Annotated in this window: 15 protein-coding genes; 8 read left to right on the forward strand and 7 right to left on the reverse strand. The window is 52.7% G+C overall.

The genetic code is table 11. The features are described from left to right. Positions 1 to 33: 33 nt before the first annotated feature. The 4 genes from HK25_RS10010 (at position 34) to HK25_RS10025 (ending at position 4,549) form a co-directional block, all read left to right on the forward strand. On the forward strand, positions 34 to 1,716 hold the full coding sequence (locus HK25_RS10010; RefSeq protein ID WP_086636098.1) for a S41 family peptidase: 1,683 nt from the start codon (positions 34 to 36) through the stop codon (positions 1,714 to 1,716). After that, a complete protein-coding gene (locus tag HK25_RS10015; protein ID WP_086636099.1) occupies positions 1,716 to 2,054 on the forward strand; it encodes a DUF1491 family protein in 339 nt (112 codons plus the stop codon). Before HK25_RS10010 ends, HK25_RS10015 begins: the two co-directional genes overlap by 1 nt. Positions 2,055 to 2,257: 203 nt before the next feature. Continuing rightward, on the forward strand, positions 2,258 to 3,415 hold the full coding sequence (locus HK25_RS10020; protein WP_086554019.1) for an OmpA family protein: 1,158 nt from the start codon (positions 2,258 to 2,260) through the stop codon (positions 3,413 to 3,415). Between the two features lie 15 nt (positions 3,416 to 3,430). Next, on the forward strand, positions 3,431 to 4,549 hold the full coding sequence (locus tag HK25_RS10025; RefSeq protein WP_086636100.1) for a class I SAM-dependent RNA methyltransferase: 1,119 nt from the start codon (positions 3,431 to 3,433) through the stop codon (positions 4,547 to 4,549). A 26-nt stretch (positions 4,550 to 4,575) separates the two neighbouring features. Here HK25_RS10025 and cysK read toward each other — a convergent pair whose 3' ends face one another. Next, positions 4,576 to 5,562 carry a cysteine synthase A gene (cysK, locus tag HK25_RS10030; RefSeq protein ID WP_086636101.1) on the reverse strand — a complete coding sequence of 329 codons (987 nt, stop codon included), beginning with the start codon at positions 5,560 to 5,562 and terminating at the stop codon, positions 4,576 to 4,578. Between the two features lie 153 nt (positions 5,563 to 5,715). Here cysK and HK25_RS10035 point away from each other — a divergent pair, with 153 nt between their 5' ends. After that, positions 5,716 to 6,165 (forward strand): Rrf2 family transcriptional regulator, encoded by a 450-nt coding sequence (locus HK25_RS10035; RefSeq protein WP_086554016.1) that lies wholly within the window; start codon positions 5,716 to 5,718, stop codon positions 6,163 to 6,165. A 93-nt stretch (positions 6,166 to 6,258) separates the two neighbouring features. Here HK25_RS10035 and HK25_RS10040 read toward each other — a convergent pair whose 3' ends face one another. Further along, a complete protein-coding gene (locus tag HK25_RS10040; RefSeq protein WP_086554015.1) occupies positions 6,259 to 6,795 on the reverse strand; it encodes an Ig-like domain-containing protein in 537 nt (178 codons plus the stop codon). A gap of 457 nt (positions 6,796 to 7,252) precedes the next feature. Here HK25_RS10040 and HK25_RS10045 point away from each other — a divergent pair, with 457 nt between their 5' ends. From HK25_RS10045 to HK25_RS10055, 3 genes are all read left to right on the forward strand, one after another. After that, positions 7,253 to 7,783, forward strand: coding sequence for a hypothetical protein (locus HK25_RS10045; RefSeq protein WP_086554014.1), 531 nt, complete (start codon positions 7,253 to 7,255; stop codon positions 7,781 to 7,783). A gap of 207 nt (positions 7,784 to 7,990) precedes the next feature. Continuing rightward, positions 7,991 to 10,033: a DNA topoisomerase IV subunit B gene (parE, locus tag HK25_RS10050; protein ID WP_086636102.1), complete on the forward strand. Its 2,043-nt coding sequence runs from the start codon at positions 7,991 to 7,993 to the stop codon at positions 10,031 to 10,033. Between the two features lie 51 nt (positions 10,034 to 10,084). Further along, positions 10,085 to 10,981: a DMT family transporter gene (locus tag HK25_RS10055; RefSeq protein WP_086636103.1), complete on the forward strand. Its 897-nt coding sequence runs from the start codon at positions 10,085 to 10,087 to the stop codon at positions 10,979 to 10,981. Positions 10,982 to 11,035: 54 nt separating this feature from the next. On the opposite strand, the gene HK25_RS10060 is transcribed toward HK25_RS10055, so the two are convergent. The 5 genes from HK25_RS10060 to ileS all read right to left on the reverse strand — a co-directional run bounded on the left by HK25_RS10060 (position 11,036) and on the right by ileS (position 18,603). Then, positions 11,036 to 12,565, reverse strand: a complete 1,530-nt coding sequence (locus tag HK25_RS10060; protein ID WP_086554011.1) for a NuoM family protein — start codon at positions 12,563 to 12,565, stop codon at positions 11,036 to 11,038. Between the two features lie 129 nt (positions 12,566 to 12,694). After that, complete coding sequence (gene mutL, locus HK25_RS10065) at positions 12,695 to 14,590, reverse strand: DNA mismatch repair endonuclease MutL (protein WP_198945973.1); 1,896 nt, start codon at positions 14,588 to 14,590, stop codon at positions 12,695 to 12,697. A 16-nt stretch (positions 14,591 to 14,606) separates the two neighbouring features. Beyond that, entirely contained in the window at positions 14,607 to 15,143 is a 537-nt protein-coding gene (locus HK25_RS10070; protein WP_086554010.1) for a DUF3035 domain-containing protein, read from the reverse strand. Positions 15,144 to 15,199: 56 nt separating this feature from the next. Continuing rightward, the gene (gene lspA, locus HK25_RS10075) at positions 15,200 to 15,646 is read right to left on the reverse strand and encodes a signal peptidase II (RefSeq protein WP_233127796.1); all 447 of its coding nucleotides are present in this window, start codon (positions 15,644 to 15,646) and stop codon (positions 15,200 to 15,202) included. A 44-nt stretch (positions 15,647 to 15,690) separates the two neighbouring features. Next, the gene (gene ileS / locus HK25_RS10080) at positions 15,691 to 18,603 is read right to left on the reverse strand and encodes an isoleucine--tRNA ligase (RefSeq protein ID WP_086636130.1); all 2,913 of its coding nucleotides are present in this window, start codon (positions 18,601 to 18,603) and stop codon (positions 15,691 to 15,693) included. Positions 18,604 to 18,897 lie beyond the last annotated feature (294 nt).

Below are 18,897 nucleotides of genomic sequence, written 5' to 3' on the forward strand. Positions count from 1 at the left end.
GTCGCGCTGGCCTGTACCAGGCCCTCGCCACTCATGGCGCAAACCAGCGACGACGGACATAATCTGCCTTACACCCTCGGGTCAGCAATTCAGACATCATCGCTGATACATAATACTTCAGGCGCAAACCTGTCTGTAATGCCTCCTGGTACAGAACACTCTGCCATGCAAAATTCTGCTAACAGCATGGACTCTCTGTCCGGTGGGGCAAAACCCTCTTTCGCAATAACCGCCGCCCCGTCAGCCGATAACGCTATGCTCCGCGCTGTCATGGCAACGGCACTTGAGTTTCTGACCCCCCGCACGCTTGAATATCATTCAGCCAGGGAGTTCACTCTGTGGGGGCTGGGGGCACTAACAGCCCTTGACCCGACATTGTCCCTGCATACTGATAAAAAAGAAATCAGTCTCATGGCCGGGCAAAAAACGCTTTTTACTCAGCCTGCACCACCTGCCGCAGACAGTGCCGCATGGGTAGAGCTGGCTGTGCATTTTATAACGGCGGCACAGACCCATTCAGAAACTTTTCGTAAAATCAGCCAGGATGACCTCCTTCAAACCTTTTTTGATGAGCTGTTTAATCATCTTGACCCTTACTCACGCTATATCGGACCATCCCCTGCCAGCTCAGACCGGATAGCCCGTACCGGCGGTGAGGCCGATGCCGGTGTTACGCTTGTACACAAGGGCGGACATATCCTCATTAAAACGGTAAATGCCAACGGCCCGGCCTGGACAGCCTCTGTTGATGCGGGTGACAGGCTGGTTGCCGTAGATGGCCGCTCAACAGCCGGCCAGAGTGTAAAAACTGTCTCAGAATGGCTCAAAGGGAGTGAAGATTCCCTTGTACATCTGCGCCTTCTCTCTCCAGGTCGTAAACGCAGTCACGTTGTGTCTGTACGCAGGGCACGGGTACCGCCTGAAACAGTGTTTGCTTTTACCAGTGGCTCACTGCTTATTTTACGTATCACAGCTTTCTCCTCTGATACTGCAGAAGAGATGAGCCAGTATCTCGACCAGGCGATGCAGGATACACATCTGCGCGGCATCATCATCGACCTCAGAGGAAACCGGGGTGGTGTACTGCAGCAGGCTGTCACGGCGTCTGCCCTTCTGCTCGATCACGGCGTTGCCGCAGTAACTGATGGCCGTGACCCGGAGGCTAATCATATCTGGGCGGTACAGGGTGGCGACATGACCAGCGGCCTGCCTATTGCGGTACTGGTAGATGGGCATACCGCCAGCGCGGCAGAAATTCTGGCTGCGGCCCTCGCAGACCATCACAGAGCCGTAATTATAGGCAGCTCAACCCTGGGAAAAGGCCTGGTACAAACCGTGGCCCAGCTGCCTAATAAGAGTGAGCTGTTCGTGACCTGGAGCCGCGTCATGGCTCCGCTGGACTGGCCATTGCAGGGACTCGGCGTCATGCCACATATCTGCACAAGCCTCGGCGCCAGTGCCATTGCCCGGCAGATGCATGCCCTGTCTCAGGGGCACCTTGAAAATAAACCAGCTCTTGAAGCCTCTCGATCAGCACGTTTCCCTATTTCGACATCAAACATCCTTTCCATTCGTAAAGCCTGCCCGGCAGCTCTGGGCAGAGACGAAGATACTGAGACCGCACAGATGATTCTCAATAATAAAGCCTGGTATAAAGCTGCCATTTCCGCTACCCCGGAGGATGCATCTCAGCAGGCAACGGCGACACATCAGTAATGTCTGCACCACGACTACGAGCTGATATCGCTGCTAAAGCCATTCTGCGTGAAGCTGGCAGGGACGGACAATCAGCGATGCTCATCCACAAAGGGGCATCCGAAGCTGGCAGCCTGCTGGTTGTTTTACTCGAACGTGATGGATCTGCTATGATTCTGTCTCAGACCCGTACAACAAATGGTGATCCGGCATGGTTTTTTTCCAGCGGAGAAATACCTCTTACAGTTGAGGAGACAGGGCAGTACATTGACAGGCAGAGACGGTATGACCCCGATTTATGGGTACTGGAACTCGAAGCGCCCGGTTTCAGATTACCATTTGAAGCAACTCTGGTATGAAAATAATCGTTAAGAGTATATCATTTCAGCCACACATGGAGGAACAACAGGGCAGATAATGAGAGTGTATCATAAAACAATTCCTCTCACCTGTTGCAGATCATGCAAGTTTACAGCAAGAAAGGCATAGCGGTTCTACAGACCGTATGCATACACTATTGTTATAGGCCACTGAACAGTCAGTGCCAGTGCGGGAGAAAAAGATGAAGCGGCGCCAAGATCTTCTCGGGCGGACATTGCTTTCTGCGCCGCTGGCTGCTGCTGGCCTGTATCTGCTTAGCCTGGCTCCGGCCTGCGCACAGCCAGTGCAGGGCATTTATATTGGCGGCGAAGGCGGTGCGACTTTCAACCAGGATCAGCGCGTCCGCTCCTCACCTATGTTCCCCACCGGCCGGGATCGCTGGCGCACGGGCGGAACAGGCATTGGCTCACTCGGCTATGGACTGGGTAACGGCTTCCGTGTCGAGGTCGAGGGCGACTATCGCAGCATGGCTTATGAAAAATTCATATCGAGTGCTGTCAGCAGCAAAGCCGGCGGGCGCAGACAGACCTATGGCGTGATGGCCAATGCTTTCTTTGACATGGATGTCGGCCGTCCCTGGATTTTCCCATATTTTGGTGCCGGTATCGGCTATGGCTGGACCAACATGCGCACCTCAGTGACAGCACCAGGGAACCAGTTCCGTCAGGGTATTGGCGGTACCTTTGGTAATTTTGCTTATCAGGGCATGTTCGGTCTGTCCTTCCCGTCACCCTGGGTTGTGGGACTTTCCCTCACAGCTGAATATCGTTTCTGGACTATGCTGGGTCCGCAATCGCACCATGCTGTTTCTATCGGAACAGTAGGAGCCGATCAGACCAAGGCTTATAGTCTGGCTACAGGCAACAGGGACACCAAAACCGACTTCAATCACTCACTGATGCTCGGGCTGCGGTATGAATTTAACCCTGCACCGCCACCACCACCTCCGCCGGAAGAGGCGACTCCTGCTGCACCGGCACCTCAGGCAACCCGTAGCTACCTGATCTTTTTTGACTGGGATCGGGCAACTCTGACTGATAAAGCACGTTCAATCGTTTCTACTGCCGCGCAGGCCTCTACTCATACCAGCCTGACCCGGATTGTGGTTTCTGGTTATACGGATAATTCATCTGCTTTCCCGGGCCAGAAACGCGGAGCAGAGTACAACATGGCTCTCTCCATCCGTCGTGCAAATGCAGTCAAAGCTGAACTGATGCGCGATGGCGTACCTGGCGCTACAATTGATGTCCACGGCTATGGTCAGGCAGACCCTCTCGTTCATACAGGCCCGAACACAAGGGAACCTCAGAATCGTCGGGTTGAGATCCTGCTCCGTTAGGCGCAACGGAATTTTATGACATACCCTTCAGAGTTTGATATTTTTCTTGCCACAACACCAGGGCTCGAGCCGGTGTTGTGCAATGAAGTGCGCCTTAAAGGTTTTAAACAGGCACGCATTGTGCCCGGTGGCGTCACTATAAAAGGTGGCTGGCCAGAGGTGTGGCGTGCGAATTTATGGATCAGAGGGACCAGTAAAATACTGGCTCGTGTGCTGTCTTTTCCTGCACGTCATCTGAGCCAGCTTGAACGCAGAGCGCAAACCTTCGAGTGGGGGAAGCTACTTCCTGCTGACAAACCTTTCCGTGTTGAGGCGACCTGCGCAAGATCGCGCATTTATCATGCTGGTGCTGCCAGTGAGCGTATTGCACGGGCTATCACAGCAAGTATGGGAGCTCCCGGCGCCGAAACCGCAGAAATTACCGTAAAAGCCCGTATTGAGGACGATATCTGCACGATAAGTATAGATACATCAGGAGAGCTTTTACATCGTCGGGGATCAAAAGAAGCTGTAAATCGTGCTCCGCTACGCGAAACACTGGCTTCTCTTTTCCTGATGCAATGCGGCTACACCGGTGCTGAACCGGTATTTGACCCGATGTGTGGGTCCGGCACTTTTATAATCGAAGCAGCAGAAATTGCCGCACGCCTGAACCCGGGACGCGCACGACATTTTGCCTTCGAACAGCTCGTGCCTTTTGACAAAGAGGCCTGGGAGAAAATGCGCGCTGTTAAAAGCGCACGTCTTCCTTCCTGCCGTTTTTATGGCAGCGACCGGGATGCGGGTGCCATTGTCATGAGTGAGGCTAATGCAAAAAGAGCTGGCGTTGACAGCTATACAGCCTTTGCCTGCCAGCCTGTGAGCGAGATCTCTCCACCTGAGGGAGAGGCTCCTGGCCTGGTAATCTGTAACCCGCCTTATGGCACAAGGCTGGGTGACAAGGCACAGCTGGCCGCATTGTACCGGGCTTTTGGCAACACGATGAAAGCCCGCTTTTCAGGATGGCGTGTCGCTATAATCACCAGCGAATCCAGCCTGGCGCATGCAACAGCTCTGCCATTTTTGCCGGTAACGGCTCCGGTTCCTCATGGTGGCCTGAGAATCTCTCTCTACCAGACCAGGCCTCTGCCCTGAACAGAGCTGAGGCCTGTATAATATTTTCAGAGCCCGTTAAACAAAGACGTTGAGAGATAACGCTCTGCGAAAGAGGGTGCAATAGCAACGATTGTTTTGCCTTTGTACTCATCTTTTTTCGCAAGCTGCAAAGCAGCATGCAGACTTGCACCAGAGGAAATACCAACAGGAATGCCATCAAGACGGGCACAGCGCCGGGCTGCCGCAATTGCCTCACGCTCTGAAGTTGTCAGCACACCATCAAGCGACTTTGTATGCAGCGTTGCAGGACAAAAACCAGGGCCAATGCCCTGAATACCGTGAGGTCCGGGCTCATCCCCATTCAGGATAGCGCTTTCTGTGGGCTCAACACCAAAAACCTGAAGACCTTTTTTACGTGGTTTCAGGCATTCTGCGATACCTGTAGCAGTACCTCCGGTACCTACACCAGCCACCACAACATCTACCGCACCATCGGTATCTGCCCAGATCTCCTCAGCTGTTGTGAGAGCATGAATATGCGGGTTAACCGGGTTATCAAACTGCCCGGGCATCCAGGCATCCGGCATTTCCTCAATAATTTCATGAGCACGCGCTATAGCGCCCGCCATGCCTAAACGTGAGGGGGTCAGTTCAACCTGAGCATCCATAAGGCGCAACATGCGGCGGCGCTCGATGGATGCTCCCTCCGGCATGGTTACCACCAGGCGGTAACCACGCGCAGCTGCAACAAAAGCCAGAGAAATACCGGTATTGCCTGATGTCGGCTCGACAAGAACCGTCCGTCCAGGGCTGATGCGCCCTTCTTTCTCTGCCGCGAGTATCATAGCTGCCCCGATACGATCCTTAACGGAGCCAAGAGGATTGAAAAACTCGAGCTTGAGAAGAAGACGCGCCTGAAGTTCGTCCTCTTTTGTCAGATGCGGAACAGCGACCAGTGGTGTTCCGCCCGTAACATCAACAATAGACTCGTAAACCCGGCCACGAGGAGCTGCAAAACCATATTTTGCGGCATCAAGATCGGAAACGCTCATATCACTGCCTTATTATTGTTGCCTGAATAAACCTGTTCTAATGAATATAATACGAAATAAGTTCGTAGATAAACAGAGCATCCCCTGCTATAGGGGGGTTAGAGCAGCTTTTAACATTTTATTTCCTTTTTTACAGTGGAAGGATACCGGAACATGATTTTGCGCCGAGACCGGGCCATAACAGCAATTCTGATTATGCTGGATGTGGCTTTTTACGCCGGCCGTTCCGGCACTGTGAGTGCGGCTGATATTGCCGAGCGCTCAAGCCTGGCCCGCAGAGGAATTGAGCCTTTGCTACAGTCCCTCTCCCGTACAGGATTGCTTGAAAGCATACGCGGACCACGCGGCGGCTACAGACTCGGTCGTCCCCGGCGTGATATCTCACTGGTTGATATCATTGCAGCCGTCACTCAGGATGAACCAGGTCATGAAGATGGCCCACAGGGTCCGCTCTTTGCAAAGGTCATAGACCCGACCTGGAAACAGCTTGATAAAGAAGTCACGGCACAAATGAAAAAAACCAGCCTTGATGATCTGGTTAAAAAGACCGAAAGCGCAGGGCTCAAGCGGCCTTTAAATGAGCCTATTACTTTTTCCATCTGAAAACTAAGGCCTGCACCCTGTTTTCACAATAAAACGCAAAAGGCCCGGCTTCCTCAGACCTGAGAATAAGGAAGCCGGTTAATTTTACCTGATTTATTTCTTAACCGGTGCACGACGGCGCACAGGAGCTTTTGCTTTAACCGGTGCTTTCTCTGCCTGGGCCGGAACTACCGGCTTAGCTGCGACGACACCTGTCGCATCAACTTTCACTGAAACTTTCAGATGCTGGCGGGCGCCACCTGCTGTCGGAATAAGAGTGACAACAAATTCGTCTGTACCGGCATAACCCAGAGTCGGAGTGTAGGTGATATGTGTATCGCTATCCAGATCATAGATCAGCGCTTTACCGTGTTCTGGCACAGGATCAACACCAAAAGAGGCGTAAGCACCACCACCTGGCTGGGAGACTTTCAGTTCACACAGCCCGTCATCAGAGCGCACCGTCATGGTCGTTGAGAGCTGACCATCAGCACCAGCCGTTACTGGCGTTGTCGTACACACAGCTGATGTTTTCAGATACCCGAACGGATTAGGAGACCCGGCAGGCGCAGAAACAGAACCCGTGGTCGTCGCACAACCGGCAAGCATAGTACCCGACACTGCCAGCACAGCAAATTCTCGCAAGCGCACTCGTCAACTCCACTTAATTTTTTATCAGTTGTTAAAAATGCAGCCGCAACCATCCTGACATAACGCTTCAAATGATTGCCAGTCCAATTACAGAATACATAACTATTATGACCTCTGCACTTAGAACATCCGGAGCCAGGAAGAAAGAGCTTAAAAAAGCACTACCAGTATGAAACTGGCTGTTTTTGTTATTTATGACATAATTTAGTCATAGCTGTTCTCTGTTTTCGTTCTGTTTTTCCCTGACAGCTATAAATGGGTTACTTTAAAAAAAACTTACAATGCGCACCAAACACCATAGAAATAGAGTTAAAACATCTGTATGTTCCCCGACTAAATGCGCTATTCCGCGTCACCTGAAATTTTTAAAAAAACCATTTGTATGCTGAAACAGATCTGTGCATCCCCTGTCAGACACGACAGAAATGCTGGTTCCAGTATATACCGGAGGAACCATATGTCTCGTTTTTCCCGTCTCCTGGCTGCCTGTGCTCTTACAGCTGGCATTCTGCACAGCTCTGGCAGCAGTTTTGCTGCAAACGCCTGCGGGCACTCTCCTGCTCATGAAGCATTTAACGTCCAGGCCCTGAAAAGTGAGCTGATGGTTACAGCACTCTCCTGCAGTGCTCAGGATAAATACAACTCATTTGTTGCAAAATTCCGCGGTAACCTGCTGGAAGAAGAAAAAAAGCTGAACACCTATTTCCGCGCGACCTATGGTCGCAACGCACAGCGCCAGCATGACGATTATATTACACAGCTGGCCAATGTTCAGTCAGAAAAAGGTCTGTCAGCGGGTACAATCTTCTGCATGCAGCGCGTTCCCATGTTTGACGAAGTCAATGCTCTGAGCAGCGCAGCCGACCTCGCTGCCTATACAGATGCAAAAGATATCACACAGCCAGCATCTTTCGAAACCTGTGCAGCACCTGCCTCAACCAAAGGTAAACGCCCGGTTCGCCGCGCAACCCGTACTGCTAAAAAATAAGATCTGTACCCACAGCCTTCGGTCTCATAATTACAGAGCACCGGAGGCTTGGTGACTTGCATTACCCTCCCCTGGGAAATGCATTTTTGTCAGAAACATTCTGATTATAGTGAAAATTTATTTCAGTTCACTTTTTGTTCCCGAACATTCACCTTATACTCCCCCGACCTGACACCCTACGTTATTAATGCTGGACAGACCCCGACCATGAGTGACCTGTTTTCCGGACTTCCCCGTCCCCCCCGCAAGCCGACAGGCAAAGCACCTGCCACGGCAACCGGAACAGATAATGCGGGCAAAACAGCAGATTATAATGCTGATGCGATTGAAGTTCTTGAAGGGCTTGAACCAGTCCGCCGCAGACCTGGCATGTATATTGGCGGCACAGATGAAACCGCCCTGCATCACTTGGCGGCAGAAGTGCTTGATAACGCAATGGATGAAGCCGTTGCCGGGCATGCCTCCACTATTGATGTCACACTGGAACCAGGTGACAGACTGGTTATTCGCGATAATGGCCGTGGCATCCCCGTTGATGCACACCCTCGCTTTCCTGACCGCTCAGCTCTTGAGGTTATTCTCACAACACTGCACGCCGGTGGCAAATTCTCCGGTAAGGCCTATGCCACATCAGGCGGTCTTCATGGTGTAGGTTCGTCCGTCGTCAATGCATTGTCATCACGGATGGATGTCGAAATAGCCCGCGACCGCACCATCTGGCAGCAAGGCTACGAACGCGGCATACCCGTGACGCCACTGGAGAAGGCCGGCGTTACACAAAACCGTCGTGGTACGCAGATCGCTTTTGTACCTGACACACAAATTTTTGGTACACATCACTTCTCGCCGGCCCGCCTTTATAAACTCTGCCGTTCAAAAGCATTTTTGTTTCGTGGGGTGACTATTCGCTGGACATGCGACCCCTCGTTACTAAAATCTGGGGACGAGACACCTGCTGAAGCCGTATTACACTTTCCAGGTGGGCTGGCAGACAGCCTGACAGACGAGCTGGGAACCAACCCGGCGCTGCTCACCCCCTTATGGACAGATGTAGCCTCCCTCCCCCCCACACATGACGGTCAGGATAACGGACGAGTCGAGTGGGCTGTTGCTTTTCTCGACAGCGGTACAGCCGCTCTGGCCTCCTACTGTAATACGATCCCGACATCACAGGGCGGCACACACGAAACTGGTTTTCGTAATGCTCTGGTCAAAGGTCTTCGCACCTGGGGTGATCAGCGTTCAACAAAAAAAGCTTCGGCCATTACGGCTGAAGATATTCTTGGCGCCATTGCGGCAAAGCTCTCGGTATTTATCCGTGACCCGCAGTTTCAGGGCCAGACCAAAGAAAAACTGACATCACCCGAAGCCAGTAAACTGGTTGAAACGGCCCTGCGTGACCGTTTTGATCACTGGCTGGCACAAAACCCGCCTCAGGCTGATGCGCTTCTGGCATTTGTTATTGACCGTGCGGAGGAGCGCCTTCGGCGGCGTGAACAAAAAGATACACCCCGTAAAAGTGCTACGCGCCGCCTGCGCCTGCCAGGCAAGCTGACTGACTGCACCAGGGAACAGGCGCAGGATACTGAAATTTTTCTGGTTGAAGGCGACTCCGCTGGTGGATCAGCTAAACAGGCCCGTAACCGTGAAACCCAGGCTATTCTGCCGCTCAGAGGTAAAATTCTTAACGTCGCCAGCGCAACGACTGAAAAACTTCGGGCGAACCAGGAACTACGTGACCTGATTGAAGCTCTGGGCTGTGGATCAGGCGACCGCTGCGATATTACAAAACTGCGCTATGGCCGTGTTATTATCATGACCGATGCTGACGTAGACGGTGCACACATAGCCTCGCTGCTGATGACCTTCTTTTACCGCGAGCTGCCAGAAATTATTCAGGGCGGTCATCTCTACCTGGCGCAGCCTCCTCTCTACCGGCTGACACAGGGCACACGCACCGTCTACGCAATGGATGACGATGACCGAGAAAAGAAACTTAAAACCGTCTTTAAGTCACGTGGCAAAGTAGACGTCTCTCGTTTTAAAGGGCTCGGAGAAATGCCACCCGCTGACCTTAAAGAAACAACTATGGACCCACGTAAGCGCACTCTGCTACGCGTAGTTATCCCCGCTGAAGACAGACTCCTGACACGTGAACGCGTTGAAAGCCTGATGGGGCGAAAACCTGAGCTGCGTTTTGCGTTCATTCAGGAGCATGCCTCATCAGCTGATGAACTTCTGGATGTCTGAGCCTATGCCTGCCCTGACCTTTTCTGTCTCTGCACATCCTGTGCGGTATACATGAGCACTGACCACAAGCAGACAACAACCAAAGAACGCACAACCGCTGTTATGCAGTTACTGGGGGGAATGATCTCCCTGCAATTTGGCTCATCTGCTGCTAAAACTATGTTTCCCATTTTCGGTGCAACCGGCATGGTTGGCTTACGTGCCTGCTTTGCTGCCGTGATCCTGGTCATATTTTTTCGCAGCTGGACTATATTGTCGTGGAAAACCCTGCGTATGGCCATGCCGTATGGTCTGGTCACCGCCCTGATGAATGTGTTTTTCTACCTGGCGCTTCAGCGCATCCCTCTGGGCATGACGGTTGCTATCGAATTTACCGGCCCGCTTTTCCTGGCCTTCCTTCACTCACAGCGTCTGGCAGATGTCGGATGGCTTTTGCTGACTGTTACAGGCCTGGTTCTCTTACTCAGGCCATCGCATACGACCTCCCCCGATACACTTGGTGTTCTTTTTGCGCTTGGGGCAGCCACCTGCTGGGCATTTTACGTTGTCTTTGGCAAACGGCTGATTGGTAAAATGGCACCCGGTCATGCCTGCGCCCTGGGGCAGCTTTGCGGCGGCATCAGTCTTTTCTTTCCCTGCTTTGTACCCGCACTTATTACAGGCTCATCACACCCCTCTCTGCTGGCACTGGGCTTTATAGTTGCACTCTGCTCTTCTGCGATACCTTATGCACTGGAGATGCGTGCCATGCACACGCTCTCAGCACGTGAGCTGGGCATTTTCTATAGCCTTGAACCTGTCTGTGCTGTGCTCGCCGGGGTTCTCATCCTGCATGAGCATCTCGAGCTTTTACGTTTTTGCGGTATTCTCCTGGTCGCAGCAGCTTCGGCTGGCACCGTGATCATGCCTGAGAAAAAAGACCGGCCCGCTTCATCATCTCACACATAAAAAAAGCCAGACACTCAGGTCTGGCTTTTATCATCAGCAAAACTTTTACAGGCCTTACCGGTAAACGGCATGCTCATGTGGGGCCTGCAACATCGCGGTATGATCAGCAGCGGCTCTGTTCATAAGTTCAGCCTGTACACTCTGCGTCACGACCGGATCGAAAAGACGGGTAAAAGTACCGGGGTAAATGCCCATCCACAAAATAATAACAGCCAGAGGAGCAAGCACAGCAACCTCTGTCATCGTCAGGTCACGCAGGGCACTTGTGGTTTCTCTGACTGTGCCAAACAACACGCCTTTGTATAGATAAAGCATATAGACAGCGCCCATGATCATGGTGGTGCCTGCCAGTAAGGCGACCCACAAAGACACATGTACTGCACCCATAATCACCAGCAACTCACCGGCAAAAGAGCTCGTGCCTGGCAGACCAACATTCGCCATTGTGAAAAGCATGGCAAATGTCGCCAGCAGAGGCATCTGTCGCGCAACACCACCAAGCTGCCCGATCTCTCTGGTCCCGGCTCTTACGGCAATAACTGACACACAAAAGAACAATGCAGCGATCACGATACCATGTGAGAGCATTTGCAGAATAGCACCATCAATCCCCTCTGCGGTCAGCGTGAACAGACCAACAGCAATCATACCCATATGAGAGAATGAGGAATATGCGATAACCCGCTTCATATCGGTCTGTGCAAAGGCAATATAGGCCGCATAAATGATCGCCACAACGCCCAGCGCAAGAACGTAAGGAGCGAAGGCATGGGCTGCTTCAGGGAACATCAGGATACCAAAGCGCAGCAACCCATAAGCACCGGCCTTAGACAAAATGCCCGACAGCATAGCAGACGCAGGAGCCGGTGCCTCGGTATACGCATCAGGCAGCCAGGCATGCAGCGGAAACAGCGGGAGTTTCACACCAAAAGCAAGAATGAAAGCAAGCAGCAGCCAGCCCTGAACCTGATGCGAGAACCCTGCGTTCATCAGAGCCTGTATATCAGTCGTCCCGGTTTTCAGCCACATTGCGACCAGTGCAAGCAGCATGAACAGCGAGCCACCAAAAGTGAACAGAAAGAACTGCAAAGAGGCCCAGATTCTGCGGCGACCACCCCAGACACCAATCATAAGACTGGCTGGGATAAGCGTTGCTTCATAGAAAATATAAAACAGAATGAGATCCTGCGCTGAAAACAGGCCAAACAGAGCTGTTTCAAGCAAAAGGACTGTCACAGTAAAGGTGCTGATCTGCGTTTTGACAGAATTCCAGCTCACCATGAGTGTCAGCGGTGTCACCACAGCTGTCAGCAGGATAAAGACCAGGGAAATACCATCAAGGCCGGTATGGTAGGACATACCATAATCTGTCATCCAGCCCAGACGCTGCTCAAACTGGAGCCCGGGTGTTTTAGGGTCGAACCCACACCACAACATAACGCTCAGGACGAGGACAGCAAGGCTGGTTGCGAACCCAACCCATTTGGCTGCCAGTTGTTTGGTATTGCCTCTTCCCATAAGAATGACCAGCAGGACGCCGGCTAAAGGAAGATACGTGATTATGGAAAGCAGGCTGGAGTACACGGCGTTCTCACCATCCGGGTTACACTAAATAAGTAAGCTCTATTGTGCTCCCTTTTCTTGCAGCCGGCCAGAGAAATAGTGTTCACATTCAGCCGACCTGCAGGAATTTTTATAAAATACTCTGAAACACTACCTGCGGCCAAAAAGCTTTTCGAGATCTTTTTTACTAAATTTCAACCATGTCGGACGTCCATGTGAGCAGGTACCTGCCCTGGGCGTCTGCTCCATCTGACGAAGCAAAGCATCCATCTCTTCACGGGTCAGGCGACGACCGGCCCGAATACTGCCATGACAGGCCATACGGGCAATGACAGCATCAAGCCTGCTATCCAGAGAAGGCATTTCATCAGGTCTGCCGCTGTCATCTGCCTCAAGCTCTTCTGCCAGATCACGCAAAATACCTCTCGAGTCGCTGGTATTCAGCAAAGCTGGCAACCCTCTGACCAGAACAGCATCTGCACCAAAGGCCTCAAGCTCTATACCAAGTTGTGAGAGCAGAGCCTGTCTGGCAACAAGCAGCTCCACCTGGGCAGGTGGCAGATCAATGACATCAGGCACAAGTAAACGCTGCGCCTTTACCTGACCACTCAGAAACTGCTCACGCATGCGTTCATGGGTCAGGCGCTCATGAGCTGCATGCTGGTCAACCAGCACCAGGCCGCCATCAGAAGCAACAGCAATCACATACGTATCCAGAACCTGCGCAACAGCACCACCCAGAGGGTAATCTGTCTCATCCTCAACATGAACAGTGACAGGCTCGGGATGATGCAACGGTGCCCGGACACCCTCTGAAAATCTGTGCTCCTGCGGAGGCAAAACCCGGACAGAAGGAGAGTCAGGCAATGCCAGACGTCCTTCAGCAGGACGATGTAAGGTGCTCTGTGCCGGATAGGGCGCTGTTGCAGCCTGCGCTAAAGCAGTCTGCTCGGGTGGATACCAGATACGAGCCGGACGACCGGCTGGCGATAAAGAGGGCCTGACACCGACATAGCCTGCCCCTCCCTCTAATGCCCTGCTCAGCGTGCCGATAACCAGTGACCTGACGGCAGCCTCATCAGCAAAACGGAGCTCTGTTTTAGCGGGATGAACATTCACATCAACTTTTTCTGGCGGGATATCAAGCATCAGCACCAGTACAGGGTGCCGCCCCACCTCCATAACCCGGCGGTATGCCACACTCACAGCCGTTTTCAGCACAGGGTCAACAACCGGCCGGTTATTCACCAGCATAAACTGCCCGGCTCCTGTTGCCCGATGTACAGAGGCGCCACAGGCAAAACCTGACAGCACCATTCCATCGCGCTCACCATGAATATTTAGAAAACCATCAGCATCCTGCACGCCCAGCACAGCTGAGGCACGGGCGGCCATATCCTGCGCAGGCAGGTCAAGCCGTTCACGCCCATCCATCGTGAAACGGAAAGCGGTACCCGGCACTGAGAGCGCAAGCCGGCGAATAGCAGCCTCAGCGTGATTACCTTCTACCCTGGCACTTTTAAGAAATTTACGACGAGCCGGTGTTGCAAAAAAAAGGTCTTCAACAACAACGCTGGTACCCGGCACACCCGCTACAGGTTCAGGAGGTGTAATTTTACCTCCGGCCACATGTATACGCCAGGCGGTACTATCCTGCGCAGTGCGTGACGTAATGGTCAGACGCGCCGCAGCACCAATAGAAGGAAGAGCTTCGCCACGGAACCCAAGCGTTGTAATGCGCACGAGGGTTTCATCATTAAGCTTTGAGGTGCAGTGCCGTTCAACAGCCAGCAGCAACTCATCGGGGGTCATGCCACAGCCATCGTCTGTAACAATTATCCGGTCAGTGCCGCCACCTTCCAGACGAATATCAAGACGCAGCGCACCCGAATCGATGGCATTTTCAACCAGCTCTTTTAAGGCCGCTGCAGGCCTCTCAATCACCTCACCTGCCGCGATGCGGTTGACCAGCACCTCTGGCAGGCGGCGCAGCCTGGGCCGGAGCGGCACTGCACCCGGCCCCTCTGGTATTATGTCAGCTGACACGGATCAGGCGGCCATCTTACCAGGGCTGATACCAGCTCTTTTTGTTAGCCGGTTTCGTTGGGGTTGCGCCTGAAGTCAAAGGCTTACCAAGAGCTGCATTCTTTTTCAGGCGATCATTTTCTTTGTCAGCATCCACGACTGAGCCGGCTGTACCACCGTGCCAGAACATGATCTGATCAACAAAACCTGAATCATTCGGCTCAAGCCCGCCTTCATCTGATGCATCAGATGCGGCTGTTGCTGACTGAACCAGAATTGTCTGCCCTGAGCTGGAAGCACCACTTTCACCATGCAGAGCAACATCAGGAGACAAAGTTTCAAGAGCCTGCAGGCGCTCGCTCTCATCCTGAGGGCGCTCAGCGCCACTGACAGGCCTGGCCAGTTCGTTCATGGGCGGCATAGAAAGTGGTGCGCGTGTTGTCACCGTATATTCATCAGGCATACTGCGCTCAAGACCAAAGGCACGTGCAGCTTCAGACCCTGTGCAGCCAGACAGCAGCGTTAACCCGCATAACAAGAAAGAAGAAGTCAGTCCTACAACACAGCGTGACATTTTTTGCCTTTTACCCTTTTCAGACCAGTCAGCACACCACAGACTGGTTTTCTTGTTTAAGTGGCCTGCGGCTTATTGCCTGCACGCATATTATGCAACAACAAAACGCCTACTGCACAGACAATAGCTGAGTCAGCAATATTAAACACGTACCATGAATGACCAAAAGCGTGAGCGTGCAGAAAATCAACCACTGCCCCGTAACGCAGACGGTCAATCACATTGCCTATCGCGCCGCCAATAATTGCTCCGACACAAACCGCTATCAGGCGGCTGGATGTTTTAAACATCCACACCAGCAAACCACATACCACAGCCAGCGCTACTGCAGAAAAAACAAATGGCCCTGCAACCCCGCCAAGCAGGCCAAAGGTCACGGCATGATTCCACACCATAGAGAAATTAAGGAACGGTAAAACATAGACCGAACCTTTCTCTGGCAGGTTAAGACCGTAGAGAATCCAGAATTTGCTTAGCTGGTCAGCTGAAAGCACCAGAAACATAACCAGCAGACCCAGCCCCGCTGAGCGCAGCAAAAAAGGTTTGCTCACGCTCCCTCCTGCATATCAGGGGCTAAGGTTGCGCCGACCACAGACACACAGCGCAGGCACAGCCCCGGGTAGTCAGGACGAGAGCCTGTCTCTGGCAGTACTTTCCAGCAACGCACACATTTTTCACCCTCAGCCGCACGTACAACAGGCGCACCATGCAACAGGCCACCCTCAGAGCCCTCGACATAAACTGAGCTGCTCTGAGGGTCGATCATGATATCAACATGAGAAACAATACACAGCTCAGACCAGTCAACACCGGCAAACAGACCGGCTTCCTCTTCTGACAAGGTCAGCTCAACCTGCGCCTGTAATGAAGACCCGATTGTACCATTACGGCGGGCATCTTCAATTTCGGTTGTAATAATACGTCTTACACCACGCAGTTTGACCCAGCGTTCATCAAGCTCAGGGTTATTCCACTCAGCGGGCAGCTCAGGGAACGCCTGCAGATGCACGCTTGAACTCTCACCAAAGCGAGCGGTCCAGGCCTCCTCAGCTGTAAACACCAGCACTGGAGCAAGCCACGTGGTCAGGCAACGATGCAGAATATCAAGCACCGTGCGGGTTGCGCGACGTGTCAGCGTATCAGGAGCATCACAGTAGAGCGTATCTTTACGAATATCGAAATAAAATGCTGACAGGTCGGTCGTGCAGAAACCATGCAGAGCCGGATAAACGCCAACCCACTGATGAGTTTCTACCGCGCTGTTAACCAGGCCGCCCAGGTCAGTCAGTCTGTGCAGCACCCAGCGCTCAAGTTCGGGCAGTTCGTTATAAGGCACAGCCTCATCAGCCTCAAACCCTTCGAGAGCACCCAGCACCCAGCGCAGAGTGTTGCGCAAACGCCGGTACAGCTCCCCCTGCTGCTTGAGAATTTCTTTGCCGATACGCAAATCTTCATGCGTATCTGAGTTCATCACCCACAGACGCAGAATATCAGCACCAAGACTGTCATTTACCTCCTGCGGGGCAATAACATTGCCCAGGGATTTTGACATCTTACGGCCCTGCTCATCAAGCACAAAACCGTTTGTCACGAGCGTTCTGAAAGGTGAAACACCCCGGGTACCAACGCTCTCAAGCAGAGAAGACTGGAACCAGCCACGATGCTGATCTGAGCCTTCGAGATAAACATCGGCCGGGAATGTCAGGCCTGGCTGCCCAAGAACGAAAGCATGTGTGGAACCACTTTCAAACCAGACATCGACGATATCAAACACCTGCTCATAATCGTCAGGGTTACGATCAGCTCCAAGGAAGCGCGAAGCCGGCGCACTATACCAGACATCAGCCCCCTCTTCACGAAAAGCCTCAACAATGCGCTGCATCACTGCCGGGTCACGCAACACCTCACCTGAGCGTTTTTCGACAAATACAGCAATAGGCACACCCCAGGCACGCTGACGGCTGATGCACCAGTCAGGACGATTACGCACCATTGAGGTCAGTCGGTTACGTGCCTGAGCCGGGACAAAATTTACACCGTCAAGCGCGTTGAGAGCTTTCTCACGCAGATCCCCCTCACCATCCATCCGGATAAACCACTGAGGTGTTGCACGATAAATGACCGGAGCACGTGAACGCCATGAATGCGGATAAGAGTGAACCAGCTCACCACGGGCAACAAGACCAGCAGGAGACTGCTTTTGGGCTATTCTCTGCTGCATGCTGTCAGTCAGTGCGGCACAAACGACATCGGCAGCCTTAAAAACATGTACACCGGCAAAGCCAGGCACCCATGGCGCATAAAGACCGTCATCCTGCACAATTTCTGGCACTTCAATGCCATACGAACGACAAAGGCGGAAATCATCCTCACCATGTGAAGGAGCCATGTGAACGAGGCCGGTACCCGCATCGGTCGTTACAAAGTCGCCTGGCAGCATGGGCACATCATACTCATAGCCAGAGCCACGCAGCGGATGTGCACAGACAACACCCTCAAGCGCGCTGCCTGGCAGCGTATACACCACATGATGAGCTGTGATGTGCGCATCACGACAGAAAGCACCTATCAGCGATTCAGCAACCAGAACCCTTGATCCGGGCGCCAGCAGCGCATCGGGAGCTGTCTCGTCAATACGCAGAACGACATAGGTGATCTCAGGGCCATAGGCCAGAGCACGGTTAGCTGGCAGGGTCCAGGGTGTTGTTGTCCAGATAACGACAGAGACATCCTGCAGCGCCTGAGCAGCGGTCGGATCTCTGACAACAGGGAAAGCAACCAAAACAGTTGTCGATTTATGATCGCGATATTCGATTTCAGCTTCAGCCAGGGCAGTTTTTTCAACCGGGCTCCACATGACAGGGCGAAGACCACGATATAACCCGCCATTCAGCAGAAAACGGCCGATCTCCTGCACAATGGCTGCCTCGGAAGAGAAGTCCATCGTTGCATAACGATTCGTCCACTCCGCCTGAACACCCAGGCGTTTGAACTCCTCCATCTGCACATTCAGCCATTTTGCGGCATAAGCGCGACATTCTGCCCTGAACTCAAGAACCGGAACACTCTCTTTGTTACGCTTACTCTTACTGTACTCTTCTTCAACCTTCCATTCGATCGGAAGGCCATGACAGTCCCAGCCTGGAATATAGCGTACAGCGTAACCCGACATGCGACGCGCACGATTGATAACATCTTTACCAATTTTATTGAGCGCATGGCCAATATGCAGGTGACCGTTTGCATAGGGAGGGCCATCATGCAGCGTAAAAGGCTGACGCCCTTCACTCTGTATTTTAATCTGATCATCCAGCCCGTTTTCTTCCCATTTTTTCAGCCACTCAGGCTCGCGTACAGGCAGACTGCCTCGCATGGGGAAAGAAGTACGCGGTAAAAAAACCGTATCGCGATAAAGATCGGCGGGAGAGGTTTTTTCCGTATCGCTGCTGGATTTAGACATGGAACGGCAGACGTCACTCTTATTGGGGTTCAGCACACAACGTGACAGGCAGGCTCTGCCGTCACACATATCTCTTCAGGTTATCCTGACGAAGGCCCTGCGGGTCAAGCAATTACAGTGCAGAAAACGCTCTGCCGCACAAAAGAAGGCCCGAAAAACGTCAAAATCAGGAAATACGATGGTTTTTTTGCCTGAAAAGCAGATCATCTATCAAATAGATCGACACGATATAGGTAAAAAATGCCGCAACGACCGTTCTCAGATACTGCTCGGGCGGGACAAGAAACCAGAGCA

Origin of the sequence: Acetobacter sp. DsW_059, assembly GCF_002153695.1 — a bacterium.
Classification (GTDB): Bacteria; Pseudomonadota; Alphaproteobacteria; order Acetobacterales; family Acetobacteraceae; genus Acetobacter; species Acetobacter thailandicus.